The organism is Rhizobium sp. RU20A (genome assembly GCF_900155885.1).
GTDB lineage: Bacteria > Pseudomonadota > Alphaproteobacteria > Rhizobiales > Rhizobiaceae > RU20A.
In genome coordinates this window covers 36,874-60,613 of sequence record NZ_FTMB01000008.1, presented here as the reverse complement: position 1 = coordinate 60,613, position 23,740 = coordinate 36,874, and the positions used below count along the sequence as shown (strand labels likewise).

16 protein-coding genes and 1 pseudogene are annotated in these 23,740 nt (G+C 61.8%); 11 read left to right on the top strand and 6 right to left on the bottom strand.

What is annotated here, in order from left to right:
• The 11 genes and pseudogenes from F3H41_RS17085 (at nt 1) to F3H41_RS17035 (ending at nt 13,097) form a co-directional block, all read left to right on the top strand.
• Nucleotides 1–993 carry a proline racemase family protein gene (locus tag F3H41_RS17085; protein WP_149739897.1) on the top strand — a complete coding sequence of 331 codons (993 nt, stop codon included), beginning with the start codon at nt 1–3 and terminating at the stop codon, nt 991–993.
• 141 nt (nt 994–1,134) lie between these two features.
• A complete protein-coding gene (locus F3H41_RS17080; RefSeq protein WP_244616251.1) occupies nt 1,135–1,875 on the top strand; it encodes a transporter substrate-binding domain-containing protein in 741 nt (246 codons plus the stop codon).
• 90 nt (nt 1,876–1,965) lie between these two features.
• Nucleotides 1,966–2,622 (top strand): amino acid ABC transporter permease, encoded by a 657-nt coding sequence (locus F3H41_RS17075; RefSeq protein ID WP_149739895.1) that lies wholly within the window; start codon nt 1,966–1,968, stop codon nt 2,620–2,622.
• Complete coding sequence (locus tag F3H41_RS17070; RefSeq protein ID WP_149739894.1) at nt 2,619–3,431, top strand: amino acid ABC transporter ATP-binding protein; 813 nt, start codon at nt 2,619–2,621, stop codon at nt 3,429–3,431. Before F3H41_RS17075 ends, F3H41_RS17070 begins: the two co-directional genes overlap by 4 nt.
• A 115-nt stretch (nt 3,432–3,546) precedes the next feature.
• Nucleotides 3,547–5,025 (top strand): aldehyde dehydrogenase family protein, encoded by a 1,479-nt coding sequence (locus tag F3H41_RS17065; protein ID WP_149739893.1) that lies wholly within the window; start codon nt 3,547–3,549, stop codon nt 5,023–5,025.
• An 11-nt stretch (nt 5,026–5,036) separates the two neighbouring features.
• The gene (locus F3H41_RS17060) at nt 5,037–6,728 is read left to right on the top strand and encodes a GMC family oxidoreductase N-terminal domain-containing protein (protein WP_149739892.1); all 1,692 of its coding nucleotides are present in this window, start codon (nt 5,037–5,039) and stop codon (nt 6,726–6,728) included.
• A gap of 24 nt (nt 6,729–6,752) precedes the next feature.
• Nucleotides 6,753–7,535 carry an aldolase/citrate lyase family protein gene (locus tag F3H41_RS17055; protein WP_149739891.1) on the top strand — a complete coding sequence of 261 codons (783 nt, stop codon included), beginning with the start codon at nt 6,753–6,755 and terminating at the stop codon, nt 7,533–7,535.
• A gap of 26 nt (nt 7,536–7,561) precedes the next feature.
• Nucleotides 7,562–8,821 (top strand): FAD-dependent oxidoreductase, encoded by a 1,260-nt coding sequence (locus tag F3H41_RS17050; RefSeq protein WP_149739890.1) that lies wholly within the window; start codon nt 7,562–7,564, stop codon nt 8,819–8,821.
• Between the two features lie 45 nt (nt 8,822–8,866).
• Nucleotides 8,867–10,300 carry an NAD-dependent succinate-semialdehyde dehydrogenase gene (locus tag F3H41_RS17045; protein ID WP_149739889.1) on the top strand — a complete coding sequence of 478 codons (1,434 nt, stop codon included), beginning with the start codon at nt 8,867–8,869 and terminating at the stop codon, nt 10,298–10,300.
• Between the two features lie 73 nt (nt 10,301–10,373).
• A pseudogene (locus F3H41_RS17040) lies at nt 10,374–11,735 on the top strand (NAD(P)-dependent oxidoreductase); the annotation flags it as partial.
• Nucleotides 11,736–11,858: 123 nt separating this feature from the next.
• The gene (locus tag F3H41_RS17035) at nt 11,859–13,097 is read left to right on the top strand and encodes a glycerate kinase (RefSeq protein WP_244616256.1); all 1,239 of its coding nucleotides are present in this window, start codon (nt 11,859–11,861) and stop codon (nt 13,095–13,097) included.
• Nucleotides 13,098–13,450: 353 nt separating this feature from the next.
• On the opposite strand, the gene qatD is transcribed toward F3H41_RS17035, so the two are convergent.
• The 6 genes from qatD to F3H41_RS17005 all read right to left on the bottom strand — a co-directional run bounded on the left by qatD (nt 13,451) and on the right by F3H41_RS17005 (nt 23,680).
• Nucleotides 13,451–14,191 (bottom strand): Qat anti-phage system TatD family nuclease QatD, encoded by a 741-nt coding sequence (gene qatD / locus F3H41_RS17030; protein WP_149739887.1) that lies wholly within the window; start codon nt 14,189–14,191, stop codon nt 13,451–13,453.
• Nucleotides 14,188–15,348, bottom strand: coding sequence for a Qat anti-phage system QueC-like protein QatC (gene qatC, locus F3H41_RS17025; RefSeq protein ID WP_244616250.1), 1,161 nt, complete (start codon nt 15,346–15,348; stop codon nt 14,188–14,190). The genes qatD and qatC overlap by 4 nt, the downstream gene beginning before the upstream one ends.
• Before the next feature lie 113 nt (nt 15,349–15,461).
• On the bottom strand, nt 15,462–16,034 hold the full coding sequence (gene qatB, locus F3H41_RS21615) for a Qat anti-phage system associated protein QatB (RefSeq protein ID WP_244616249.1): 573 nt from the start codon (nt 16,032–16,034) through the stop codon (nt 15,462–15,464).
• Nucleotides 16,035–16,348: 314 nt separating this feature from the next.
• Nucleotides 16,349–18,199, bottom strand: a complete 1,851-nt coding sequence (locus tag F3H41_RS17015) for a P-loop NTPase fold protein (protein WP_149739884.1) — start codon at nt 18,197–18,199, stop codon at nt 16,349–16,351.
• 286 nt (nt 18,200–18,485) lie between these two features.
• Entirely contained in the window at nt 18,486–20,267 is a 1,782-nt protein-coding gene (locus tag F3H41_RS17010; protein ID WP_149739883.1) for a hypothetical protein, read from the bottom strand.
• Nucleotides 20,264–23,680: an AAA domain-containing protein gene (locus F3H41_RS17005; RefSeq protein WP_188129513.1), complete on the bottom strand. Its 3,417-nt coding sequence runs from the start codon at nt 23,678–23,680 to the stop codon at nt 20,264–20,266. Before F3H41_RS17005 ends, F3H41_RS17010 begins: the two co-directional genes overlap by 4 nt.
• Between the last annotated feature and the right edge of the window lie 60 nt (nt 23,681–23,740).

Here is a 23,740-nt window from a genome sequence, read left to right as displayed (position 1 = left end):
ATGACCGGTATCCAGGCGGCTTTCCCGTATATCGACACCCACACGGCCGGGCATCCGACCCGCGCCGTTCTGGGCGGGATTCCGCCTCTGCAGGGTCGCAGCGTGCTGGAAAAGCGCGAGGATTTCGAGCGTCGCTTCGACCACCTGCGCTCCGCCCTCCTGCACGAACCGCGTGGCCATGCCGCGATGGTCGGGCTGATCCCCGTTCCCTCCGAGGTCGCGGATTTCGGGGCGATCTTCATCTCGTCCTATGTCTATCTGGGCATGTGCGGCCATGGCACCATCGGCCTGGCCAAGACGCTGGCCTTCACGGGCGCGATTTCTCCTGAGAGCGGCGATCGCTTCACCCTGGAAACGCCGGCCGGCGTGGTCGATGTCCGGGTCGAATGGGACGGGGAGGGGCAGCTTGGCGCCGTCTCGCTGAAGAACGTCCCGGCCTATATGGGTTTCGAGGCGCTGGAGGTCGATGTTCCAAGGCTCGGCACGATCCGCACCGACATTCTCTACTCGGGCATGTGGTATGCGATGGTCGATGCCGACAGGCTGGGAGTGGCGCTCACGCCTGACACGGCGTCGGCAAACCTCGCGCTCGGCTGGGCGATCAAGCAGGCGATTGCCAAAGCCACGGACGGGCGGCCCGAGATGCGCGAGCTTCCGGCCCCCTCCGTCCTGTTTTACAGCGATCTCGGCAGGGGCCATGCGCGCCAGTTCCTGGTGCTCGCACCCAACAAATATGATCGCTCGCCCTGCGGGACGGGCACCTGCGCGCGGATGGCGCAACTGCTGATCCGCGGTGACCTGTCCGACACCGACACCTATCGCGCCGAAAACATTTTCGGCGTCTCCTTCATCGCCGAACTCGCCGAAAAGAGCGCGGTCTGCGGTACGACGGGCTATTCCGTCATCGTCCGGGGAGAGGCTCACCTCGTCTCCCAGGGCACACTCTACCTCGAAAAAGGTGATCCACTTTCCAAGGGGTTCTTGAGCCGGTGAGGAAAACCGGCCTCAATCTTTCGCAAAACAGGGAGAATTGAAATGTCATTTTTCGGAAAAATCCTCCGGGCATGTGCCCTGGGGGCGGCGGTAGCTATTGGCGCATGGAACCCTGCAGCCGCTCAGGAAGGCCCTTCGGCGGTGATCGATCAGATCCGCGCCAGCGGCGAACTGAAGGTTCCCGTCATGATCGGCGAAGAGCCCGGCTACATCAAGGATCCGGCCACCGGCAACTGGAGCGGGTTCTACGTCGACTTCCTGACCGACCTGGCGACGACGCTCGGCGTGAAGATCGTTCCGGTCGAAACCACCTGGGGCAACCTCGCCGCCGACTTCCAGTCCAACAAGATCGACATCGCCATCGGCGTGAACCCGAACCCGAAGCGCGGCCTCGTGGTCGACTATCTCTGGGAGCCGCTCTTCACGGATGCCTGGGGCGTCTTCTCGCCGAAGGGCAAGCCGGTCGCCACCTGGGCCGAGCTGAATTCGCCGGACAAGACCGTTGTCGTCCAGAAGGGCTCGACCATGCAGGTCGTTGCCGAGTCGCTGCTGCCGAAGGCGAAGCTCACCGTGGTAGAGGACCGCAATCTCGCGATCATGGAACTGCAGGCCGGTCGCGCCGACGCCATGATCCAGTCCATCTTCGACGCCTTGCAGATCGCCAAGCAGGTGAATGGCGAAGTCTCGGTTCCCGAGCCGATACTGCGCAATCCCGCCACGCTCGCCGTTACGCGCAAGCCGGGCAATGAGGGCTTCATCAACTTCCTGACCAACTGGATCCAGCAGCAGCGTTCGCTGGGTCTGGCCCAGGGGCGCCTGGCCAAGTCCTGGGAAGATCGCGGCATCGACCTGTCGATCCTGCCCAGCAACTTCAGCTTCTGATCCGCTAAAAGACCTGCCGGGCTCCGGCTCGGCAGGTTCTCGCATCGGGCATGGCGCCCGGCCCGTCGAACCAGCCCCGGAGTTACGCTTTTGTTCGATATTTCCGTCATTCAGCAGAACTGGCCATTGTTCTGGAACGGGCTCCTGGTCACGCTGTTCTATTCGGTGATTTCCATCGCAGCCGGTCTGGTGATCGGATTGTTCATCGGCTTGATCCAACTCACCGGGTCCCGCGCCCTGTCCCTTGTCGGACGGGTCTATGTCGAGATTTTCCGCAATATCCCGCTTCTGGTGATCCTGCTGTGGATCTACTACGCCTTTCCCATTTTCGCGGGTCTCGCCGTCACCAAGTTCTGGGCCGGTTTTGCGGGCCTCAGCCTCTATGCGGGCGCGTTCTATGCGGAAATTCTGCGCGCCGGCGTCCAGTCGATCGACAAGGGCCAGTCCGATGCCTCCACCGCGCTCGGCATGACCTACGGCCAGCGCATGCGCCGGGTGATCCTGCCGCAGGCTTTCCGCCGCATGATCCCGCCGCTGGCCGGCCAGTCCATCATCCAGATCAAGAACACCACGCTGATGTCGATGATCACCGTGCCCGACCTTCTGTATCAGGCGAGCTACGTCAGCTCGTTCACCTACCGGCCGATGGAAGTCTACACCATGGTCGGCGTCATGTTCCTCGCTCTGCTTGTTCCGCTGACCTTCCTGTCGCGCAAGCTGGAAACCATCTCGGAGCGCGTCAAATGAGCAAGTCCGGTCCGCTTTTGAAGATCGAAGGCGTGCGGCTGAAATTCGGCCTGCGCGAAGTGCTGAAGGGTGTCGATCTTTCCGTCGAAGCCGGGGAAGTGGTCGTGCTGATCGGGGCATCCGGCTCGGGCAAGACCTCGCTGCTGCGCTGCATCAACCTTCTCAACATGCCCAATGCGGGCCGCATCACCATCGGCGGCGAGGCGATCTACGACGCCAGCCCGGCGGCGCGCGACGGCAACGCCGTGCCGGCAAGGACCGTGAACCGCATTCGCTCGCAGACCGGCATGGTGTTCCAGCAGTTCAACCTGTTTCCGCACATGACCGCGCTCGAAAACGTCATGGAAGGGCCGGTGACGGTCAAGAAGGCGAATGTGGAAACGACCCGCAAGGAGGCGCTGGACCTTTTGGCCCAGATGGGCTTGCAGGACCACGGCGGCAAATATCCGCGCCAGCTGTCCGGCGGCCAGCAGCAGCGCGTTGCCATTGCGCGGGCCTGCGCCATGCATCCGCAGGTCATGCTTTTCGACGAGCCCACCTCGGCGCTCGATCCCGAACTGGTGGGCGAGGTGATGAAGGCCATGGTCGATCTCGCCCGCAGCGGCATGACCATGGTCATCGTCACCCACGAACTCGGCTTTGCCTTCGAGATCGCCGACCGTGTGATCTTTCTCGACCATGGCACGATTGCCGAGGACGGGCCGCCGAAGGACGTGTTGCTGCGCCCGACCCATCCGCGCCTGAAAAGCTTCGTCGGCCGTTTCCACGAAACAGCCGACCTGCTGCGCCCCTTCCTGGAAGGCGGCTGATCCCGAACGCTCCGGCGGGCCGCGGCCCGCCCCTCCCGTAATCCGTGCGTCGGCCCTGTCGCGGGGCCGAGAGACACGTTGCGTCCCGGCGCAGGCCACATACGAAGGAAAGCTCATGTCCCTCAGCTTCAATCCCGACACCGTCACCATCCCCTCGGGTCATCACATCGGCGGGCGTTTCGTCGACCTGCCGGGCGAAGAGATCGCGGTGCTGCGCCCTTCGGACGCGCAGCCGATGGGCGTGATCACGGATGGCGGACAGGCCGCCGTCGATCTGGCGGTCGTGGCGGCCAGATCCGCCCTCGCCACCTCCGGCTGGGCGCGGATGAACCCGCGTGACCGGGCGAGGGTGCTCTTCCGCTTTGCCGAGAAGATCGAGGAAAAGGCCGACTATCTCGGCCGACTCGAGGCGGCGGGCTCCAGCCGGCTGGTGGCGGGAACGATCACGGGGGATGCGGTGCGCACCGCCAGCGTGGTGCGCTACTTCGCCGAATACTGCGACAAGCTCGAAGGCATCGTCACGGCCACCAAGGCCGACACGCTGAGCTACACGCGGCGCGAACCCTATGGCATCGCCGGCGCGATCGTGCCGTGGAACTTCCCGATGATCACGGCGGCGTGGAAGTTCGCCCCCGCGCTGGCCGCCGGCAATGCCGTGGTGATGAAGACCTCGGAGCTGACCCCGCACAGCCTTTTGGCGCTTGCCGAATGCGCGGCCGAGGCCGGGCTTCCGGGCGGCCTGCTCAATGTGGTCAACGGCTGGGGCCACACCACGGGTGCCGCGATCGTCGCACACCCCGAGATCGGCATCATCTCCTTCACAGGCTCCACGGCCACCGGAGCGGCCGTGATGTCGCTCGCCGCGCAGTCGGGCATCAAGCCGGTCGTGCTGGAGCTTGGCGGCAAGAGCGCGCAGATCGTCACCCGCAATCCCGGCGACATGGATGCCGTGGCGACCCGGGTCGCCAATGGGTTCATGGTCAATGCCGGACAGGTCTGCACGCTCGCCTCGCGGCTGATCGTCGACCGTGCCATCTCTGACGAACTGATCGACCGCGTGATCGCCAGGACGAAGGCGATCAAGGCCGGCCCCACCTGGGACGAGACCACCACCTTTGCCCCAGTGATCTCCGCAAGGCAGTTCGACCGTATCGACGCGCTGGTGCAGGAGACAGTCAAGCAGGGTGCGGAGGTGCTGACCGGCGCGACGCGGCTGGAAGGCCCGAACGAAGGCAATTTCTACGCGCCGACGGTGCTCGCCAATGTCTCGCGCGACAATGTCGGTTTCCGCGAGGAGTATTTCGGGCCCGTCATGTCGGTCACGACCTATGATGACATCGAGCAGGCCATCGCCGAGGCGCAGCACCCCACCTACGGCCTGTCGGCCTCCGTCCACACGCAGGACCTGAAGCTCGCGATGAAAGTCGCCGATGCTGTCGAGGCCGGCATGGTCTGGGTCAACCAGCACGGGCGCGATCCCGAATTCACCTATGCGGCCGGCGGCTGGAAGGGCTCCGGCTTCGGTAAGGACATGGGCCGCGCCGGCATCGAGGAATTCACGCGGCAGAAGGCCGTGTGGATCAACTATCTCTGAGGGCATCCCGAATGATCTACGATTACGTCATTGTGGGAGGCGGGTCGGCAGGCGCTGCGCTTGCGGGCCGCCTGTCCGAAAATCCCTCCAAACAGGTTGCGCTGCTGGAAGCCGGGCCGGATACGCCGCCGGACAACGTCCCGGATGTGATTGCCGACAGCTATCCCGGCCTTTCCTATTTCGATCCGCGGTTTCACTGGTCGAAACTCCGGGTCTATGCGCGCAATCCGCGCTCCAATTCGGAGGTCATTCCGCCCACCCGTCTCGAGCAGGCCCGCGTCATGGGCGGCGGCTCGTCGATCAACGGCCAGTTCGCTGTTCGCGGTCTGCCGGCCGATTATGATGAATGGCAGGCCATGGGCGTTTCGGGCTGGAGCTGGGAGGATATGCTTCCCTATTTCCGCAAGCTGGAGCGCGATCTCGACTTCGACGGCCCGCTGCACGGAAAGAGCGGCCCGATGCCGATCCGCCGCGTCTTCCCCAAGGACTGGGCGGGCTTCACGCGGTCGGTGCTGGCGGTGACCGAGAAGGACGCCCCCTACCAGGACGACTACAACGCCTCCTTCGACGAGGGCTCCTTTCCGATGCCGCTCGCCAACGAGAACGACCACCGCGTCTCCACGGCGCTCGGTTATCTCACCCGTGAGGTCCGGGCGCGCAAGAACCTGCACATCTTCGCCAATACCCAGGTCGAGGGGCTGGAGGTGGAGGGCAAGCGTATCACCGGCGTCAACGCCCATACCGGCGACGGTCCGTCGGAACTTTGGCGGGCGGGCGAAGTCATCCTCTGCTCGGGCGCGCTGCACACGCCGCCGATCCTGCTGCGCGCTGGCATCGGCCCGGCGGCCGACCTGCGAGCCCTCGGCATTCCGGTTCTCTCCAACCTGCCGGGTGTCGGCGCCAATCTCATGGACCATCCGCATCTGGCCGTGGGCGCGCATTTCAAGCGCTCCGCCCGGCTGAAGCGCGGTCAGCGCCGCCACATCTTCCTCGGTGTGCGCTATTCCTCGGGCTATGAGGGGTGTTCGCCCTCGGACATGCTGCTGATGCCGGTCAACCGCGCCGGCTGGCATCCGCTCGGTAAGGCGATGGGCGCTCTGAATGTCTGCGTCAACAAATCCTATTCGCGCGGCACGGTGAGCGTGAAGTCGGCCGACTGGCGCGACGAGCCGATGGTCAACCTGAACCTTGCCGGTGACGAACGCGACCTGATGCGGCTCGTCGATGGTTTCGAGCGGATCTACCGGATCATGGAGGACCCGCGCGTGCGGGCCCATGTCAACACCTGGTTTCTGGCAGGCTACACGGAAGAGGCGCGCTCGCTCTCCGTCCGCAAGCTGTCGAACTACGTCAAGACCGGCGCGGCCGCGCTCCTGTTCGACTACGCGCCGTTCTTCCGAGAGACGCTGCTGCGTCACAAGTTCGGCACGACCGAGCGGATGCACCAAATGATGCAGAACCGCGACCTGATCGTCGATTGGGCGAAGAAGGCGGTCTGGTCGGGCTGGCATGTCTCCTGCAGCTGCCGGATGGGCGGCGACGACGACCCGTTGGCCGTGCTCGACAACCACTGCCGCGTGCGCGGCGTCGAGGGGCTGCGCGTGGTCGATGCCTCCGCCATGCCCTCGGTCATCGCCGCCAACACCAACATCACCACGATCGCCATGGCCGAGAAGGCCGCCGATCTCATCCTCAACTCCTGACGATACGACGAAAAGGAAGCCCACATGCGTGAGAACAAGGTCAAGACCCTGTGGTCGAAGGGCGAATGCGCCGTCACCGGCTGGCTGGCGATCCCCTCCAGCCTTTCGGCCGAGATGATGGCCCAGCAGGACGTCGATGCCGTGACCGTCGACATGCAGCACGGCTGCGCCGACTATTCCGACATGCTGTCGATGCTGCAGGCAATTTCCACGACCGACAAGACGCCCTTCGTGCGCGTGCCTTGGAACGATCCGGCCATCATCGGCCGCGTGCTGGATGCCGGCGCCTATGGCGTGGTCGTGCCGATGGTCAACACCGCCGCCGAATGCCGCGCCTTTGTCGAGGCATGCCGCTACTACCCGCAAGGCGGCCGCTCGGTCGGCCCGATCCGCGCCGGCCTGTACGGCGGCTCGGATTACTTCGCCCATGCCAACAACACGGTCATCACCATGGCGATGATCGAACACAAGGAAGGTGTGGCCAACTTGGACGAGATCCTCGCAACACCCGGCCTCGATGCCATCTTCGTCGGCCCGTCGGATCTCGCCGTCTCCATGGGCTACACGCCCGGCTTCGACCCCAAATGGGACGACGTGAACGAAGCGATCGCGATGATCGCGGAGCGGTGCATCAAGGCGGGCGTCGTGCCGGGCATCCATGTCGGTTCGATCGAGTACGGCCAGAAGATGCGTGACCTCGGCTACAAGTTCATCGCCTACCTCTCGGACTTCCGCATGCTGCAGATGGCCTATAGCCGCGCGCTTCCCGCCTTCCGCGCCGGCACGCCGATGCCGAACATTCCCTGAGTGGACACAGGACAGGAGCGAACGCCATGTCGCCATCTCACCGCGGCGGAAAAGTGGTCGTCATCGGCGCGGGCATCATCGGTGTCTGCGCCGCCAACGCCCTCGTGGACGAAGGCTTTTCGGTCGAGGTGGTCGATCCCCTGGAGCCCGGCAGCCCCGGGCAATGCTCCTACGGAAATGCCGGGGGGCTTTCCCCCGGCTCGTGCATTCCCAATTCCATGCCGGGGATCGCCGGACAGGTGCCGGGCATGCTGCTCGACCCCGATGGCCCGATCGGCCTGCGCCTTCTGGACCTGCCCCACGCCTTGCCGTGGCTTCTGCGCTTCCTCGCCAATTCGCGCCTGTCGCGCGTCAGGCGCATCTCGGATGGCATGATTGCGCTGAACCGGCTGACGCTTGCCTGCTACGAGCCGCTTGTGAAGGAGGCCGGCTGCGAGGACCTGATCCTCCATCGCGGCCAGCTCTTTGCCTATGAAAACCCGAACGGACCGGCCGGCAGCGCCCTTTCCATCGGCATGCGGCGCGAACGCGGCGTCAAGGTCGAGATCCTCGACGACCGCCAGATGCGCGAGCTGGAGCCGGCGATCTCGCCCGACTATCGCGCCGGCGTCTTCCTGCCGGAGCAGGGACAGTGCCCCAATCCGGGCCGGCTCGTCGCCGCCATCGCAAAGCTTGCGGCGGCCAAGGGCTCGGTCTTCACCCGCCGCAATGTTCGCTCGCTCGTCGTCGAGCAGGGCCGGGTCAAGGGTGTGGCGACGGAAGGCGGCGTGATCGCCGCCGACAAGGTGGTGATCGCGGCCGGCGCCTTCTCGTCCCCCTTCGCAAGGCAGGTCGGTGTGTGCGTGCCGCTGATCAGCGAGCGCGGCTATCACATCATGCTGCCCCATGCCGACACGGGCCTGAAGGTCAATGTCAACGCCGCCGAGCGCAAGTTCGTCGCCGCGCCGATGGAGGGCGGCCTGCGCCTGTCCGGCACGGTGGAGTTCGCTCGGCCGGAGGCGAAGCCCAACTGGCGGCGGGCCGATATCCTGCTGCGTCAGGCGGCGCATATGTTTCCCGGCGCGGATCTCCGCGGCATGGAACGATGGATGGGCAACCGGCCGGGCACGCCCGACAGCATTCCCGTGCTCGAGACCGCGCCGCGCCACGACAACGTCATCCTGGCCTTCGGCCACGGCCATCAGGGGCTTATGGGCGGCTCCGTGACCGGTCGGCTGGTCGCCGAACTCGCCACCGGACGCCCCCCTTCCATCGACCTATCGCATTTCCGCTCGTCCCGGTTCTGACCGGGCGACGACAACCCGGCCGAGACGCCGGACAAGGAGAAACCCATGTATGAAGAAACAATCGACCTGTTGATCGACGGCGTGTTCCGCAAGGGCAGCGAGGGCAAGGCGCAGCCGCTCATCAATCCCGCCACCGGCGCCGAAATCGCCACCGTCCCGCACGCCTCGGTCGCCGATCTCGACGCGGCCCTTGAGGCGGCGCAGCGCGCCTTCGGTCCTTGGAAAGCCCAGACGGCCATCGCCCGCTACAAGATCATGATGAAGGCCGCCGATCTGATCGATGCGCGGCTGGAAACGATCGCCCGCGTTCTGACCATGGAAAACGGCAAGCCGCTGGTCGAGTCGCGCGGCGAAGTGGCCTTTTCGGCGGAGGCGACGCGCTGGTATGCCGAGGAAGGCAAGCGCGCCTATGGACGCATCGTGCCGGGCCGCGTTCCGGGCCAACGCCAGATGGTCTACAAAGAGCCGGTAGGCGTAGTCGTCGCCTTCGCCGCGTGGAATTTCCCCGCCTCGAACGTCATTCGGAAGATCTCCGGCGCGATTGCAGCCGGTTGCTCGATCATCCTGAAGACGGCGGAGGAGACCCCCGGCACGGCCGTGGCGTTTGCCCGCTGCTTTCAGGATGCCGGCCTGCCGAACGGCGTTCTCAACCTCGTCTTCGGCGTGCCGGATGAAGTGTCGCGCCATCTTCTCGCATCGCCGATCCCGAAGAAGGTGTCGCTGACCGGCTCGACCACCGTTGGCAAGCTGCTGCAGAAGCGGGCCGCCGATACGCTGAAGCGCACGACGATGGAGCTGGGCGGCCATGCGCCCGTGCTCGTCTTCGCGGATGCCGACTTGGATCACGCGGTCGCGACGCTGGCCGCCGCGAAGTTCCGCAATGCCGGTCAGGTCTGTACATCGCCCACCCGTTTCTTCGTGCACGAGAGCGTCGCCCGTCGCTTTGCCGAAGGCATGGCGGAAAAGGCTGCTGCCCTCAAGCTTGGCGACGGCCTGGAGCCCGACACGCAGATGGGCCCGATGATCGCGCCACGCCGGTGCGACGCGATCCAGGCGCTGGTCGATGACGCAGTCGGCAAGGGTGCGGAGCTTCTGTCCGGCGGACGCCGGGTCGAGCAGCCGGGCAATTTCTATGCACCGACCGTGTTGTTCAACGTCCCGGAAAGCGCGCGGATCCTCTCGGAGGAACCGTTCGGCCCCGTCGCCGCGGTCATGCCCTTCTCAACCTTCGACGAGGTCATTGCGCGGGCGAATGCGCTTCCCTTCGGCCTTGCTTCCTTCGTCTTCACCAAGGACGGCGCCACCGCGCGGGACGCGGAAATGGCCTTGGACGCCGGCCTCGTCGGCGTCAACCACACCATGATCTCGACGCCAGAAACGCCGTTTGGCGGGGTCAATGAATCCGGCTTTGGGTCAGAGAGTGGTATTGAGGGGCTGGAAGCGTTTCAGCGCACCAAGTTCGTTTCCGAGCTGTTCTGAAGAGCGCGGGAGGCCGGCGGCACCTCCGCCGCCGCCTGCAGGAGGAAAGATGCCCAATACATCCACACCCAAAATCCTCATCGTCGACCTGGTGGGGCTTGCCCCCGGTGCGGGGGGTCACCCCGACCATTCCGCCGTCAAGCGGTACATCGAGACCCGCGGCGGCGTCTTCCACGAAGGATCGGCGCGCGCCTTGCCGGCCCCGGAACCCGGCCGGGCACATTTCTACTATCAGCCCATGCTGTCCACCGACGCTGAGCTTCTGGCTGAGGCGGGTGACGGTCTCTATGATGCCGTCATCGCGGCAGCCACCTTTCTCCCGAAGGGCACGCGTTTCGATCTGGGCGGCGTGCGGATCGGTGCAGGAACCGGCAACATGGGATCCGCCAGCTGGGGCGGTGGCGACGGGCGGGGCGGCATGGCGCCCCTGATGAACACGCCGGGCATCAATGCGCGCGCCACGGCGCAAATGGTGATGAAAGCACTGCTGCGGGTCTGCCCCGATTTGCCGGTCGAGGAGATGCATGCGCTGGTCGCTGACGGCCGCTTCGACACCGGGCGCGATCTCGTGCGCTTCCCGACCGCCAAGCTGGAAGGCCGGGTATTCGCCGTCATTGGCTATGGCAATATCGGCCGGGAGGTTGCGAAACTTGCGCGCGCCTTCGGCATGAAGGTACGGATTTTCGCACGGCCCCGCCATAAGGAATGGATCGAGAGCGAAGGCTTCATTCATGCTGAAAGCGTGAGCGACGCCGCCGCTGGCGCGGATGTGCTGTCGGTGCATCTCGGCCTCGGGCCACTCGGCCCCGATGGCTATGCCAATGCAGGTCTTATTGGCACTGAGGCCCTGTCGGCACTCGCGAAGGGGGCCGTCCTGATGAACTACGATCGTGGTCAACTCATTGATGTTCCGGCGCTGGCAGCCGCCCTTGCCTCGGGTCAGGTCTCGCATGCGGCGATTGATGCGGACCTCTTCAGGGACGCATCGAGCGGCGAATTGTCAGGTCCGATGGTGCCGTATCTGTCGCTGCTGCCGCAGCACGCTGCCAAGCTGTCGCTGCTGCCCCACGCCGCCGCGGACACCGATCATCCGACCCGCGTGTCGGGCGCGATCCAGGCGGTCGACCAGATCCTCGACGCCATCAACCGGGGCGTGGTGCGCAACCGTGTCGGCGATCTGGCCGAGGGCTATACCGACGCAGGCGCCCGGACACCTCCCGGCCTCGGCGGTGTGACGGCGAACGATCTGGAGGAATTGCGTGGCGATGCGGACCGGATGGACGCCCTGCGCGCCGCGGCCCGCGGACTGGTGGAAGCGCTCGACAGATTGGTGAGCGACGGGGCAGAGGCGGCGGGACGCGATGTGCTCTTGCAGAGCAATGGTCTGGCTGCGTCGCTCCGCGCAAACGCTCTGGAAGGTCCTTTTCAGGGGTGACGCATACAGGCCGGTGACGGATGTGACCGGGCGTTCGCGTCGTTCGGGTCTTGAAGGAGGATTGAGCCTGTGAACCAGCCACGCATCGAAGGGCCTTATGATCCCGACAGCGACGCCCGACGCTTGCTCGGCACCCTCTTCCGGGCGGCGGTCGACGCTGCCGATCCGCTGGAGGGCATGCGGCGCCATCTGCCTGCGCCGCCCAAAGGCCGCACGGTGGTCGTCGGCGCCGGAAAAGGCGCCGCACAGATGGCCCGCGCCCTGGAGTACCTCTGGGACGGCCCCCTGTCCGGGGTGGTGGTAACGCGTTACGGATATGGCTGCGCCACGCAGTCGATCGACGTAATCGAGGCATCTCATCCCGTACCGGATACGGCCGGGCTTTCGGCCACGAAGCGGCTGCTGGACGCCGTGAAGGATCTCACAGCGGACGATTTGGTGATCGCTCTCATCTGTGGCGGGGGATCGGCGCTGCTGCCCGCCCCGCCGCCGGGCTTCACGCTTGCCGACGAGATCGCGCTGAACGAGATCTTACTCGCCTCCGGCGCGCCGATCGCGGCCATGAATGTCGTGCGCAAGCACCTGTCGACCATAAAGGGCGGCCGGCTGGCGGCCGCGACAAGGGCCCGTGTCGTCAGCCTCATCGTGTCGGACATTCCCGGCGACAACCCCGCCCACGTCGCCTCGGGCCCAACCGTGCCAGACAACACGACGCGCCACGACGCACTCGACATCGTCAGGCAATATGGCCTGACGCTCAGCGAACGCGCCATCGCCCACCTGTCGTCCCCGGACGCCGACGCGCCCTCGGCGGAGGATGCCCGCTTTACCGGACATCGGTGCCATATCGTCGCCTCTGCCAGACTGTCGCTCGAAGCGGCCGCAGCCGCAGCGCGCGCATCCGGGATCGAGGCAGTCATCTTGTCCGATTCCATCGAAGGGGAAGCCCGCGATGTCGGCTTCGTGCATGCCGCGCTCGCCCGTGAGATCGCCACCCGAAATCAACCGTTCAAAAAGCCCGTCGTCCTGCTGTCGGGTGGTGAGACGACCGTGACGCTGCGGTCGAAGGCCGGAAAGGGCGGGCGGAACGCGGAATTCGCGCTGGCGACCGCGCTTGCCATTGACGGGTTCGACATCACCGTCCTGGCAGCCGACACCGATGGCATCGATGGATCGGAAACCAATGCCGGCGCTTTCGCCGACGGCACATCCGCAAGACGGCTGCGTGCACGCGGCCTTGATCCGCGAAACCTGCTCAATTTCAACGACAGCTATTCGGCCTTCGCGGCAATCGGAGACCTCTTCGAAACGGGGCCGACCGGAACCAACGTCAATGATTTCAGGGCGATCCTAGTGACATGACGCATGCGCCACGATGAACGAAGGGCGCATAGAACACGCCGTTCGTCCTAGACGAGCCTCAAAGCACTGCTCTCCATCTGAACCTTCCTCAGGGGTTTCCTGAGTGTTAGGCCCGCCTGAGTTGAAAGTGAAGCGCGCCAAACTGCAGCTGTTCTGCTCCTCCTGGTGAACGTTTGAAAGCCGCACAGCTGTGTCGCCTCCGCCTTGAACCAATTCGAACTACCGGCCGGCACGAAATTTCACAAGGTTCTGAAAACACATCCATTTCGCGATAAATCGAATGGCCCATGGTTTTGACTCAACGCATATTTTAGGAGGATGCTCTCGACAAGCGATCGCGCCCTTATGCGCGGTTAGCTTTCGGTTCGACCATAGCCCAGTTGTCGTAAGTTCTCCGCCACCCGCCCTTCGACCGCAAGCGCATCTTCCGACCACAGTTCTGCGATCGCGTTCAATACGCGGTCGAGCTCCCATGGTAGAACAGACCTGCCCTCGATTTGTGTGAATGGTCCGTCAGATTCGGTTAACAGGCGATCACGGGGGATCATTTTGACGATATCCCGGCCCTTCTGACCATGGATCATCCCTGGTCCCACGCTGAACCAACAGCCCATGGAGACGGCGCGATCCAGCTCTCGCTTTGTCCCCGAAAACCAATGAAGGATTGGTGTTCCTGCGCCTTTGTGCGCTTCGAGTGCATCCAATACCTGCGTGGCCGCCCGCCGACTATGAATAGTCATTACACGACCGCCCGCCTGGTCACATAGATCTAAAATGCGATGAAACACCCGCTTTTGGGTTTCCCAGTGGGGTCGCAACTCGGGTGAGCCGTCTAACCCGATCTCCCCTACGTATGTGGCTGATGGCAGGAGTTTTTCAAATAAGGGAAGTTCGCCATGGCGTTCATGTGCAATCTGCGGGTGCAACCCGAGCGCCGTTCTGATCCGCTTTGCCTTATGTGAAAGAGCAAGCGTGCCTTCCCAAGCCGAGGGCGTGTTAGTGACAGAGAGAACATAGATATTCCGGCTCACGCAGGACTGCGTGATCGCAACAGGATCCGGGTACAGATCAAGATGGCAATGGAAGTCAATCACTTAACACCATATAGTCGATGCAGCTCGCCGAGTTCGTTTAACCCTCGATCTAGCATGCCGCGGACACCGTTACGATCTCCAATATCCAAAGGCGACAAGGTGTGGCCAAGCCACCGATCGAGGCCGTCAGCTTTCACCGAAGCCAACGCTATGGCAACGGAACGAACATCATCGAACGACGCGTGGTCTTCATCATCCTTTCCCAAGGGCTCGTAGACGTAATCCGTCGTGTCGCGCTCCGCGTCCCATGCGACGAATGCTGCCCGTCTCACTTGACAGGGTACGCAGCGACCGCAGTGCCGGTAATTGAACCGCTGAAAGCGCCCACAGCTGGTCGAATGCGCGGCCTCGGTCTGAAGGAGAATCTGGTCCTTGCATTCGATAAGCATCTCGCCCTTCGTTTTTTTGGCGTAGGGATTTTCGATCTTGACGTTGAAGCTTGCAGCATCGAGAACCTTCTGGAGCCGCGTTAGGAAGACAGGGTGCGCCGTGCGCGTGCTTAGGCTTCCAAGCCGGGCACCGGTGAGTGGCGGATTGATCGCGATGAATCCATTCTCGCAAACGTAGATCGGCGTGGTTTTGCCTTTTGCATATTGCTCCAGCGCCGTCGCCATGACCACACCAAAGGTCAGAAAGATCAGTGAGCGCGCCCGTTGTGACGTTTCCTGGAGCACGTTGGGGGAAGTCGCAACGTGATTGAGCTGTAGGTGTTTCGTCAAACCAATCGCCTGAACGAAATCTCTTTGCTTCACACCGTCCCCCCGAACGGTCTGGCTTACGGCGACTGGCTTCAACCCACGGCGGGTCAGATCGATTGCGCCGACGAGACTGTCGAGTCCGCCAGACAGTAAGACGACGCAGTCCTCTTGCGGCATAACGACCTTCTTTGGCGGAGCGGGTAAGACGCCCCCCTCATGAAAGGTAAGCTTCCAGCGGTCTGTTGTGAGGAAGGCAAGTGCCTGCTTCAAGTCTTCAGCCACTGTATTCCAGAAAGCTGGATCGGAGACCGCCACATCTAGTTCTATCTCCCTCGTCCAGCCGTCGGGGCTGGCGTCTCGAAGTACCGCAAAGTCGGCGGTGATTATCGAAAGAGCGATTGAAAGGAGATCCCAGGCCCGTGGATTCGGATTCAGTCCTTGTCGTCTAAGCTCCGACATTATGGCGTCACCTGCACTGGCCTCCGACGGGGCCCGTGGCTGGCCATACAGAACAACGCGCAGATCGCCCTCCCGCAGTGGTTGCTCGAACGATTTAGGTCCACAAACAAGCCTCATTCGGCGTATCCCTCGAAAACTTGAAAGGTGTCCCGTAATGCGTCTCGAACCACAGTGGCGATACGGTTCGAGTTAACGCTCTTACCCGCCGCGCTGAGCTTGCGAAAGGAAGCTGCAACGGTTTGTTTAATGTAGTCACGCACCTGTTTCAGGCGGCTGAGAGCAACTGTGGCGGTGGGAGCTTTCTCGATAATTGTCTTACCAACGTCGAGTTCGAACCGACGAGCAACGTCCATTGCTGTGAAGCGCTCAATGGCGAATTCACGTTGTTCTGGTGTCAGCGACGATAAATCGGCGTCGGGGTACTTCACCAGGAGTTCCGAAAGCGAGTCCTTGATAGCGGTTCGTTCCGCCTCGGCGTCCTGGGTGCCATCGACCGGCCGAACCGCCTCGACGACAGCATCCATCACCTCATTAGCGGTGCGGCCCGCAAGGAGCGCCGGATCCAGCGGACTGCCTGCGGGCTGTTGCCCCATGCGTTCGAGGATGCCACCGAATGCACTGGCGGTAGAGGCGGTCCCGCCGAACCTGCTCGTTGTCGTCCTCGAGCCACCGTAGCCCGTACGCACGTAGTTGCCCAAGCTCCGACGCAGGTCGCTCAGGTTTCCGGCTTTCGCAAATTCGCCAAGGCTTCGGCGAGTGCCAGCGAACCGGCTTCCGGGCGCGAGAGGGGCCGCCGGAGGCGGCACGTTTGGCACGACAGGTTTGTCCGGAGCGGGATCATTTGGTTCCTGCTCTGGCGGACTTCGATCCGGAGTAGTATCGGGTGGCACGCCCGGCGGCTGATCCCCAGGAGGCGGGTCTTCCGCCGGTGGCGCGGGCGTCCACGCGGGTACCATGGGGACGCCACCCTTCGGTCCGTTACTCGATTGAGATGTCCCCATTATTGTTCAGCCTTCTCGATCGCTTTTTTGACGACCTGCGGCACACCCGAGCGCTTCCACTTCGCGAAAACGCCGTCCGCCCAAGGTTGATCGCCAATTTTCGGAACGATCCCTGGAGTAATTTGGGACGGTGGACGATCAATAAGAAACGCGGCCAAACGCAGTCCTTGCTGAGGGTCTGCTTTCGCAAGCGCGAGGCAGGCCTCCAGAATGTCAGGCACGCCCCATTCTTGTTCCTGAAGGGCGCGCTCCAGGAGACGATCCATGATGATCGACGTTTCGATGCGCGACACCCGTGCCAGTTTGTCTACCAGCGCCGCAGCCATGTCCGGATGCGTGAGCATCGCCGTCAATATTTCGGCCGCTTCCGTCGTGAGACGATCGCCGGGCGTGATAAGCGGCGCATGCTCGCGGCTGACATACAAAGCGCCCATCAATTTCGCATCATGTAGCGGTGGAGGCAGGGCCAGCCATTCCTTTGAAAACGCGTCGTCCCAAGGAGCTGCAAGCTTCAGCTCTTTTCCTTCAGTGGCTGCGTCCTCCCAATCCTTCAGGAATCTGGGTTTGCCATCGTCATCTTGGCTCACGGCTTTCAAGAGATCCGCATAAGCCAAGGGGCTGCCGAGCCGTTCGAACAGGAGAAGCTTCGCAAGGACCGCCTCATCCACGCCGACACCCTGCGCATTGGAGATCGCCATTCGGATCGACAGCGCATTCAGGAAACGTTTGATCAATCGTGGATTACCGACAATGCCCGAGGCCGTCGTCATGATAGGCGCGAGCCTTTCAGCCGTATCGAAACGTCCGATGAGGTCTGCTGGAATGTTGTCGTGAAGTCCCGTTACGAACGCCTTGTCGACGCGCGCGCCCTGCCATGTTTTTCGCAACTGATCGCAAATTCCAACCCGGAGCTTTTCTTTGACGTCGTCCTTCAGTTCGCTGTTCTCGATATACAGCAACATCATGTACGCCCGGACCTCCTGTGTACCCAGGGGAGGAACGCGAATGGGTACCTGGATCAGTTTGTCAAAATAGCTGGTGACAAGTAGATCGTCGGGAACGCCTTCGAAATGCTTGCGGACGGCGTGCTTGATCATATCGTTGTCGGCCGCGATGACGAACGCCGTATTTTTCAGAAACAGGAACAGCCGTATGGCTTCAAGGGTCGAGATCGTCGTCTCGGGCAGGCAACGGTCAAGGTCGTCGATCAGAACGACAAGAGTTACCCCAAGCTCCTCAAGGGTCTCCTCGAAATTGTCCCTAAGGGCCTGGATTTCCTTCGGAGGTGACGTTTCCTCTGCGGGATTGAGAAGCCCGGAGGCAGCACTTGCCACCTCACCCGCTTTCGATTTGGCGTCTTCGATTAGTTTTTCGTCGACGGAACCACCGAGAAGCCGCTGCCCCAGCCCCCAGACCTCGCCGATCAGCCCAGTTGGAGGAAGTCCCATCGACACCGCTATGGCCGAACCGGCGGCAAGCTTCATCGCGCGGAGCCAGTTCACACGCTTGATGAGTGCTTTCGCCTTGTCGAGTCCTTTTTCGCGCGCTTTTGCCTCTTGCTCCAGCTTCGTCGCGATAACGTCCATCAATGCGGCACGAGCATCGTCATAGCCCTGGTAAAGCCATGCATTGAATTCGACGAAGACGAAATCCTTCTCGCCCTCTTTCCTCACCCGATGAGCCAACGACGCCTGGGTCAGTTTTATCATCGAGGACTTTCCGATGCCCCATGAGCCAGAGACGCCAATTGAAATCGGGCGACCCCGTGCCTGCACGATGATTTCCGCGACGGTGTCGGCCACGCCCGAAAAATTCAGGAAGTCTTTTTCAGTTTCATTATCTGCCCACATTCAAGGCCTCCCCCATCGCGCCTGTCGATAGTAAAACCATCACGGTGCAACGTTGCACGGATGATTCGCCTTACCCCACATTCGCAACGTATTGTTCGCGCTAAAGGTGTGTCAATTCTTCCGTCGCTGGAAATAGGGAAGTCGATGTACATAGCGAAGGTCAGACCTGCTGATAGGCGATCAGGACGTCACGACGACGGCCGCGTTCCTCGTTATGAACAGCTATATGCTTTCACACCTCGATCAGGGCGTTTGAAGACTGGAGATGTCGAGCTATTTGGGCGGCTCATACTCTAGGGTGTCCTCGTGCATCGTCGGGGAGCAGAGCCTCGAACTTCCTTAATAGCGCCGTGGCCAATCCTTTGCCCTGTATTCGAAGACCAATCTCGTCCAACGGGTTCTCCGCTAAGCCAGACTGCGAGGCCCAGTTCATACTGGTTACGATCACATCGTCGTCACCCCACGCCAGGAATTTTGCATGAAGTTGGGGGTCGCGTACCCCAAAAATGCTCGCCACCCCGATCAGCCGCTCTCGTTGCCGCGCGATGTGCCGAGGTTTGATAGGTCCAGAGCGGCGCGAATAATAGATCCGGACATCGCTTATTCTTTGCCCCGCGACATGGGCTGGATTAAACACCCCTGGCACCATTGTTGCGCCCGCTCGGTTGGTGCAACAGACGAACCGGTGTTCGGCATCGTGTGCCGCCGAGCGGAGCACACGTTCATGTTCGTGAGCCAGAAGGATGCTCATGACTGCCGGCGCATCTTGGACGGGATCTGTCGCGGCTGCCAGGCTCCGTTTCCCTCGCCTGAGATCGGCCGAGATGAAATTGAGTGCTTCCACTGAGCGCCGGGCCTCCGAAAGCGGGCCGATAATCCTTCTTAAAATATCGAGGAGATTGGCGACGGCCAGATCTTCACGGACTTCAGCGGAAACTTCTACTGCGCTGAAGGGTGACGACAGCCAGTTGCAGGAACCGAGCAAAACCACCGCGCCCCCACGCCCGTCGTCTGCGGCCAGAAACTTCGCGTGGCTCGCCACCGGGTCGCGATGAACCTGAACATATCCACGTGTAAGGTTCTTGCCGTTTAGCCTGACACGCAGAGCTTCCATGGCGTTTGCATTCTTTGAGCGCTCATCGAGCGTGGTCCCGTAGAAAAGATGGACGTGCACGCGGCGCTGAACGGCGCGCTCCAGCGCCTGAATGATCCGTTCGCGGTTCTCGCGGCATTTCTCATCACACTTCTCATCATCGGCAGCAGCGACGAAGGTTGAAAGAACGAGAAGTTCACGCCGGGCGTTGTCGGCAATTTTCTCGAACCGGTCGACATGCTCATCCGATCCGACAACGAAATTATCTGGCTCGAACCGCGTCTGAAAGGCGGATGGCTCGACCTCGCGCGGAATGTTTGCCAACTGAGGGGTTTGCCCAGTCTTCAGAACTTCAGCAAAGAAGCGCTTAAGTTCATCGCTCGTCCCGTCCGGAAAGAGCCCGTCTTTCACTTCGTCGAGGTCGAAAACGACAAAGGTCTTTTGGATGACCGAATTGATCGTCCTGACACCCCGCATCCATTCCCCTGGACGTAGCTGTCCCGCGACCAGCACCTGCACCCTCCCCGCCATCGTGTCATCCGTTTCGGGCGGATCGTCGGTCGGAAAACCAACGATCCGGACGGACGATCCGCCAGGGTTCGTCTCCAACTTGACGTCCTTTCTGCGGAATATGGAGTGGCCAGCCCTCTCATAGACGAGACTTATGCTAACTTCGCGTTCCACGGTGCGCTCAGGCAGAGGGCGGTCGGTATGCACCAGCTCCTTGCCGACGGCGCTGGTGGTGAATAATGGCGCCGGTGATAACTGCATCTCGACGAGACCGAATTGCATGAGGCGCGCGACCGTTGCTTCCACGATCTGGCCAGGCAATGACAGGGACGCCGCTACACCCTCGATCGTACTGGGGACGGTGTGGAGGCGGAGAAGCACCATTTCCTCGACCGGGCTCCATCCCCAAACCCGCTGAATGATTGCGCGGGCCCTGTAATGCCAGGCTGCAATATGAAGTTTCATAGGACCAGCCTTCCTGCATCGTCGACAGAAACGATCGTTGCACCCGGGCCGACGCCTTCGAACTGCGTTTCAGCGAGTTTGTTCAGCTCCTCGATCATCTTGCGTACAAAGCCAAGTTGGCCGCCCAAGTGGTCAGGATCGGTTCCTTCGGCCGCATCGCCGAGAAAAGTCAGGCTGGTTGCGAGTATTAGCTTGTGCTTCGCTCTGCTCAACAAGACGTTCATACGCTGAGGACTGCGGACATGCCCCAATGCTCTGCCGCCGACCAAAGTGTTGTTACGGACGAGGCTTGCCGCAACAAGGTCAGCCTGACCGCCTTGAAAACTGTCTGAGGTATAAACGAACCTGCCGTCTTTTCGGGGGCTGTCGAAGCCGAACAACGTTCCATCGCGCGCGTCCAACGATGAACTCAGCATTCGCTCCAATTGTTTGACCTGCGCCCAGTAGGGGGCGAGAAATACCAAAGTGGGTCGATTGCCCTTTTGGTCCAGTCGGGGGCGGACGCGTTTTACCGCATCAATCAGCACGGAGCACTCCGTAAGATTGACATAGGAACCGTTTCTGTTTTCCTCGAACGCGCGCCTTTTCACCATGCTAAGGGCGGGAACGTTGAGGACAACCACCGGGCTGGCCGGAAGCCCACCCATCGAGTCGAGCGTCAATTTTCGATCTATGACGCGCTGCGTCGGCACCAGTTTGCCCTGGTAAAATGTACTGGAGACCAGCCGACATATAGCTGGATGCATTCTGCTTTGTTCCAAGAGCGTGGCGGCTATGGAGCTTGAGTAACCATTCGCCTGCTCACGCTCCTCCTCGCGGATCGCGATAGACTGGAAGGGCTCCTCCAATCGGATCGCCAATCCAAGAACGTCGACACGTAGCGGTCCATCGGCTTCCAGGACCTCAAGGGCCTGGTCAACCTCGGCGGGAAGATCGGAGAAAGCTGCCAGCTGTTTGCGGGCGTCTTTTAAGATCTCCTCTGATCGTTGTGCATCGTACAGCTTCTGGCGCTCCAACGTATCGAACGGTGAAAGTTGCTTATGGTCGCCGATGATGACCCTACGGTTTCCGAGAAGCAGCGCACCGATGAGCTCCGCGCCGTTTGCTCTGGCAGCCTCTTCCACGAACACCCAGTCGAACTGCTCGCCGTCGGCAATCATCTCCTCGATGACGTGCGACGATGTCGTCGCCAGCGTTACATTCGACGAGCGCAAGAGGAGTGTGTCAGTGTCGCGAAGAACACGCTCAGCGATTGCCTCCTCCCGCGCGGGCTGCAGGGTCTGTTCGACCTGCCGAAACTGCGCCGCCATGATATCGAGATCGTTTGTTTTTTGGATACTGCCCAAAACATCCATTGACCTTGCCCGCAGTGAAGCGTTTTCCGCTCCGCCCTTGGAGCGCTCCACACGAACGATGATCGCGACTTCCGGAGGCAGAACCTCCTTGAGCTCGTGTTCCATGTTAGCGAGGGTTTCGTGGTTCTGGGCGGAAATGAGAATGCGCGACCGCTTCGCCGGTAGGTGAATGCTCTCCACCAGCTTCGAGATCAGGAACGTCTTGCCGACGCCAGGCGGGCCGACGATCACGCTGATCGACTTTCCACCAGCAATTGACGCCCACGCTTTTGCCTTAGAGGCATCAATGTCGGGCGGCGCCTGCCCGGGCGCAGCGACTTCGACGAGTGCCTCGTCCACCGCGACCTGTGCAGGATCATCGATCGCCCTGAGCAATTCGACGTTGCTGCGCGCGGCGACAATATTCTGGAGACGGCGTCTTACGGCCTGTTCGAGGCCGACATCCTTGCGCGGCCGCAGATACAGGAGTTGTCCGTGCAGCACCGGCTCGCTTGACGCGAACCCGTAAAGCCTTGCCCCACTGATAGTTTCGGCTGCCTCGAACGAAAGTTCCGGCTGTCGTTCCCGAAGTCCGGCGAGAGCATCGGATGCAGCCAGGGTCCAGTCAGCTCCGCCCTGATCGTGGGAGAGCTCACGCTCGAGAGCTTCGGCACATCCACGAAGTTCCATCCGCCGACGTCGCTCGTCCCGCGCCTCGTCCTCGCGGGGTGTTACCCAGACCAGATGCTTGCTGGAAGCATCTGGCGGATCAACGACCTTTACGGGATAGATGTGAAACTGCTGCCTCAGGAGCGAATACGCTTCCAGCAAAATCAGCGCGTACCAAGAGGGAGGGTCGTCGCGCACTTCTGCCCCCGTTTTCTTGTTGGCAATTTCAGCCCAGCCGATCGCTGCAAGCCCCGACCTCTTCGCGCGTTCTTGGGCGCCCACCCGGTTGGACGCCAGATGGATGCGTTGCTTGATCTCAAAGGCATCCGCCACCCGGTCGTCGCTACGACGCTTCGACGCAGCTGTTATGGTGCCGATGCGTCCCTCTTCTGGTCGAACAATATAGGTCGCGATGTCGGTTACCAGCCTTATAGACCCAGAACTCATGGGTACAGCTCTAACCTCCGGACCGAGGAGATCGTCGGCCGCGAAGCGAAGAACGCGCTCTGCCTCGGAGGCGGGGATAGTACCGGAAGTCAAAGATGGGAGGTCGCTCAGCATCACCTGCCGGCTGGGATACAGAACGAGTTCACCTTCACTACCAACACCGACGCGATCGAGCTCTTCGATGACGTCTTTGATCTCTCGTAAAACAGTCCGTCCGTCAAAGAGCTGGAAAACTGGCGGGTTCGCCAACCGATCAAGCATCTTGAATTCAATGCTCGACAAGAGTGGAGCAGACGTACCGTCCATGCCGAGGATCGTACGGGCAGCTTTGCCGACATCCATCCAATCTTGTCGGAACGACACAACGCTTGTGTTGCGCAGTCCTTCGCGTCCCGCGTCAAGATCGCTTTCCGCGATTTGGACGCACCACTCGTACCCTCCGAGGCGATAGTCCGGGATATCGTCGTTGTGGGAGAAAATCGTATGTAGACTGATTGCCCCGTGCACTATGCCGGCATCGTGGCATAACGACAGCGCCTCCGCGATACGCTGCATGTTACGCCAGAAGATCTGACGCCCAGGCGTGGTCAAGAGCTGCTGGGACCGCATCCTTGCCCTATGGGCAGATCCCGAAAGGGGATCACCAGGTCGGAGCATAACAACGCCGATCTCGTGCTCGTCCTCAACGAGCTCAATAACCTCCACGAGCACATCCCGCGCTCGCCTCGACGTCAGCACACGATGAATACGACGGAGGCCCCTGTCGAGTAGATGTCTGAGATCACCATCAATCGCCGTTCCGGTTTTTCTAAAGAGCCGGACCAGATACTGCTCACCATCGCTAATGCTTGTCGCGTGTCGGAGGTGTGACGTCCAGGATGCAGGGTCGCCGGCGTAAGCATCCTCCGAAAAACGGTAAATCGCATCCAGAGGCTTGTTCTTCGTGCCTTTCAGTCCTGCCATGCGCTTACACGTCTCCCATAGGTTAGCTAGAAGCAGCTCCCAATGTGGGAAGCTGTGTTG